Origin of the sequence: Nocardia pneumoniae NBRC 100136 (assembly GCF_000308755.1) — a bacterium.
GTDB lineage: Bacteria > Actinomycetota > Actinomycetes > Mycobacteriales > Mycobacteriaceae > Nocardia > Nocardia pneumoniae.
On record NZ_BAGF01000139.1, the window covers coordinates 1 to 4,902 of the forward strand.

Annotated in this window: 1 protein-coding gene; it reads right to left on the minus strand. The window is 70.6% G+C overall.

Annotated elements, in window-relative coordinates; genetic code table 11:
* Positions 1-4,902: type I polyketide synthase (locus ON34_RS28765; protein WP_040785474.1), on the minus strand; the 4,902-nt coding region annotated here is incomplete at both ends.

The following is a 4,902-nucleotide window of genomic DNA, read 5'->3' on the forward strand; positions in this document are numbered from 1 at the left end:
CGGGTCGGGGTAGGTGCCGAGCGCGACGAGTACGTCCCGGAAGTTCAGGCCCACGGCCTTCACGCGCACCCGCACCTGCCCCGCAGCCAGTGGCGCCGAGGCATCCGGAAGGTCGCGCAGGCCGAAATTGTCCGGGCTCAGCGTGCCTTTCCCGATCGGCGCGAGTCCCCATTCCCGGCGGTCGGAGGACGCAGCGGTGCCCAGGAGTTCCGCGCCGCGCAGGCGGGCGGCGCCCGCGTGTCCGGCACGGTGGAGTCGCGGTGCGTGGGGGACGCCGCCGCGGACGGCGAGTTGAGGCTCGGCGTCCAGCGTCAGCGCCAGTACGACACTCTGCCGGAAGTGATCCCATTCGTCGACGTCGACGAGGACGATCCGGTCCGGATGCTCGCTTTGGGCGGTGCGCAGCAACCCCCACGCCGCGGCCGCGGCCGGGTCCACAGGCTCACCAGCATGGACCGCAACCGCCCGCCGGGTCACCACCACAACACGGCCGTCCCGGTCCAGTAGCTCCCGCACCCGCGTCGTCACCGCGGTCACCGTCGCCCGCACGGTCGCGGGCACGTCACCGCCGCCGTCCCCGTCCTCGAGCCGGACGACTGTCGCGAACCGACCCGCGACGTGGACGGTCTCGAGGTCACCGGCAACGTCCCAGGCCACCGCGCCGGTCGGCTCGACGGCAGACACGGCGATCCAGTCGAGTCGGTAACCGACGGCGCGGTGTCGCACCGCGAAGGCATCGGCCGAGAGACTGCGCAGCGTCAACGCACCGATCTCTGCCACGGGACGCCCCGAGGTGTCGGTGAGCGTCACCGCGATCCGGGTATTCTCCGCTGCCGAGCCGGACACGGTGGCGTGCACCCGCACCGCGGTCGCCCCCGTCGCATACAACCTGACGTTCTCCCAGGAGAACGGCACAGCCACAGCACCGGTCACCGGTCCGGGCGTCAGCCCGCCCAGCAGGATGGAGTGCAGCGCCGCATCCAGCAACGCCGGATGCACCCCGAACGCGCCGACCTGTGATCGAGCAGCCTCGGGCAGCACGACCTCGGCGAAGACTTCACCGTCGCCGCGCCACAGTGCGGTCAGCCCCTGGAAAGCCGGACCGTACTCGTAGCCCAGTTCGGTCAGATCCGCGTAGGCGCCGGTGAGTTCCCGCGCAGTCGCGCCGGCTGGGGGCCAACCGGCCCCCACCGTGGCGGCCGACGGGCCGTCCGTCCGCGTGGTCACCGTCGCGGTCACGTGGCGTACCCACTGAGCAGAGTCGGCGCCGGGCTCTTCGTCCCGCGACCGCGAATACACCGCGACTGCCCGCGCACCGGATTCATCCGGCCCACCGGCCACCACCCGCAATTCGACCGCACCCGCCGAGGGCACCGGCAGGGGCGCCTCGATCACCAGCTCCGACACCGCGGGGCATGCCACCGCCGCACCCACGTGCAAGACGAGCTCGACGAAGGCGGCGCCGGCGAACATGACCGCCCCGCCGACCGCGTGATCGGCCAGCCACGGGTGATCCGCTCCGGACAGTCGCCCGGTGAAGACGACATCCGGCGAATCCGGCAACCGCACCAGAGCGCCCAGTAGCGGATGGCCCGCGTCGTCCAGACCCGAACGCGACAGATCCGACACCCGGGCCGGTGGCAACCAGTACCGCTGGTGCTCGAACGCGTAGGTCGGCAGCGGCACTCGCTCGATCGCGCGGCCCGCGAACAGCGGTGTCCAGTCCACCGGCATTCCTCCGGTTCCGGCCTGCGCCAACGCGCTCACGAACCGATCCGCCTCGTCGGTCGAGCGTCGAGCGGCCGCGACCACGATCGACTCCGCTTCCGCCGTCGGCGTTTCGGCGAGACACTGCCGAACCATGGCGGCCAGCACGGCATCCGGGCCGACCTCCAGGAACCGCCGGACGCCGTCCTCGATCAGGGTGGCGATACCCGGCGCGAACCGGACACACCCGCGTACCTGGGCGACCCAGTAGTCCGGGTCGGTCAGTTCGGCGTCGACCAGGGCACCGGACACATTCGACACGATCGGAAGCGACGGCCGATGGTAGGTCAAACTTTGCGCCACCTGGCGGAACTCATCGAGCATCGGCTCCATCGATGCCGAATGGAACGCATGGCTGACCCGCAGCCGCGAGGTCTGCACATTCGCCGTCGCCAGCCGATCGGCGATCGCGTCGATCATGGTGGCGGTACCGGACAACACCACCGATCCAGGACCGTTCACCGCGGCGATCGACACCGGGCCACCGAACTCGTCGAGCAGTTCCGCCGCCCGTTCCTCGGGCATCGCCACGGCCAGCATCGCCCCGTCGCGGGGAAGCGCGCCCATCAACCGCCCGCGCGCCACCACCAGCGCGCACGCATCCGGGAGCGACCACACCCCGGCGAGATACGCGGCGGTCAGCTCGCCGATCGAATGTCCGATGAGCACATCCGGAACGACACCGAACGATTCCAGCAGCCGGAACAGCGCTACCTCGAACGCGAACAGGGCGGGCTGGGTGAACTCGGTCCGATCCAGCAGCCGAGCATCGTCCGGTTGGAAGACCAACTCCCGCAGCGATCGGCCGATCAGCGGATCGATATGGGTGCACATCTCGTCGAAGGCCGTGGCGAACACACCGAAAGCCGCGTACAGACCGGTGCCCATTCCGGCGCGTTGCGCGCCCTGACCGGTGAACAGGAACGCCGTCCGTCCGGCCGGGTTCGACTTCGCCGCGATCGCGCCCGAAGTGCCAGCGGCCAATTCGGCCAGCCCGGCCAGCAGTTCGTCCCGGTCACGTCCGACGACAGCGCCACGCCACGGCAGCTGTGCGCGGGAGGTGATCAGCGCGTGAGCAGTGTCCCAGGGTGCGGCGTCGGGATGGTGGATCGCCCACTGCCGTAGCCGCTCGGCCTGCGCTCGCAGGCCCGACTCGGAATCGGCCGACACCAGCCAGGGCACGACCGTCTCGATACGGGGCCCGGGAGCGGCGACGACCGGTGACGGCGCAGCCGGGGGAGCCTCTTCCAGGATGGCGTGTGCGTTGGTGCCGCTGACACCGAACGACGACACACCGGCCCGCCGGACGCGTTCCCCGGTGGGCCACGCCTGAGCCTCGGTCAGCAGCCGAACGTTGCCCGCCGACCAGTCCACATGCGGGCTCGGCTCCTCCACGTGCAGCGTCTTCGGCAGGGTTTCGTGCCGCAACGCCTGCACCATCTTGATCACACCACCGACACCCGCGGCGGCGATGGTGTGGCCGAGATTGGATTTCACCGACCCGATGAACAGCGGACGACCGGCACGGTCGCGCCCGTAGGCATTGATCAGGGCCCGGGCCTCGATCGGATCGCCCAGCGTCGTACCGGTTCCGTGCGCCTCGACCGCGTCCACATCCGCCGGCGTCAACCCCGCGTCGGCCAGCGCCGCCGCGATCACCCGCTCTTGCGACGGACCGTTCGGCGCCGTCAGACCGTTGCTCGCACCGTCCTGATTGATCGCGCTACCGCGCACGAGGGCGAGAACGGTGTGCCCGAGGCGCTGGGCGTCGGAGAGCCGTTCGAGCACGAGCACCCCGACGCCCTCGGCGAAACCGACGCCGTCGGCGTCGGCGGAGAACGACTTGCAGCGTCCATCCGGCGCCAAGCCGCGCTGCCGGGCGAAATCGACGTAGAGGTACGGACTGGCCGCTACCGTCACACCGCTCGCCAGTGCCAGCGAGGTCTCTCCCTGGCGCAGCGCGCGGGTGGCCTGATGCATTGCGACCAGCGACGACGAGCACGCGGTATCCACGGTGACGGCCGGACCTTCGAAGCCGAAGACGTAGGCCACCCGGCCGGAGATCACACTGTGCGTGGTGCCGGTGAGACGGTAGCCCTCCAGTTCTCCGGTGACCCGGTCGCCGTAGCCGGATGAGCACGCTCCGGCGAACACGCCGGTATCGCTGCCGCGCAACGCGACGGGGTCGATACCGGCATCTTCGAGGGCCTCCCAGGTCGCTTCCAGCAGCAGGCGCTGCTGGGGGTCCATGGCGGACGCCTCCCTGGGGCCGATGCCGAAGAAACCGGCATCGAAATCCGCCGCGCCGGAGAGGAATCCGCCGCGCCGGGTGTAGGAGGTACCCGGTTTGTCCGGATCCGCATCGAATAGCCGCTCGAGATCCCAGCCGCGGTCGGTGGGAAAGTCTCCGCTCGCGTCCGTGCCGGAGGCGAGCAATTCCCAGAGGGTCTCCGGTGAGGTGACTCCGCCGGGGAAGCGGCAGCTCATGCCCACAATGGCGATCGGTTCATCGACCGCGCGCTCCAGGCGCGGCGCCTGCTCGGCGGGTTGGTCCGCGGCGGTCGGCACCGCGAGGGAGCGCACCAGCTTCGCCATCGCGGTGGCGGTCGGGTGGTCGAAGACCAGTGTCGACGGCAGCTGAAGACCGGTGGCTTCGGACAGCCTGTTGCGGAATTCCATGACACCGAGTGAGTCGAATCCGATCTCGCGGAACGGTTTGTCCGCCGGGATCGACTCGACGCCGGTATGCCCGAGCACCGCCGCGGCGTGGGCGCGGATGAGGTCGAGGACGACGCGGTCCTGTTCGGCAGCCGAACGACCCGCCAGCTGCGCGGCCAGTTCTGGACGCTGCGCCACGTCACCGGCGACCCGGCGACGGGACGGCCGTACCAAACCGCGCATCAGGGCGCGGGGTTGCGCTTCCGCCAGTGCGTCGCGGTCGACACGGACTGCCACGAACGCCGCCCTGCCGTCGGCTACCGCGGCGTCGAACAGCGCCATACCTTCCCGCTCGCTCAGCGGCGGGAAGCCCTCCCGCCGCAACCGGGCGATATCGGCTTGGCCGAGCGCCCCGGTCATGCCGGTGCTCTGCTGCCACAATCCCCACGCGATCGAGGTCGCGGGCAGGCCGGTGAT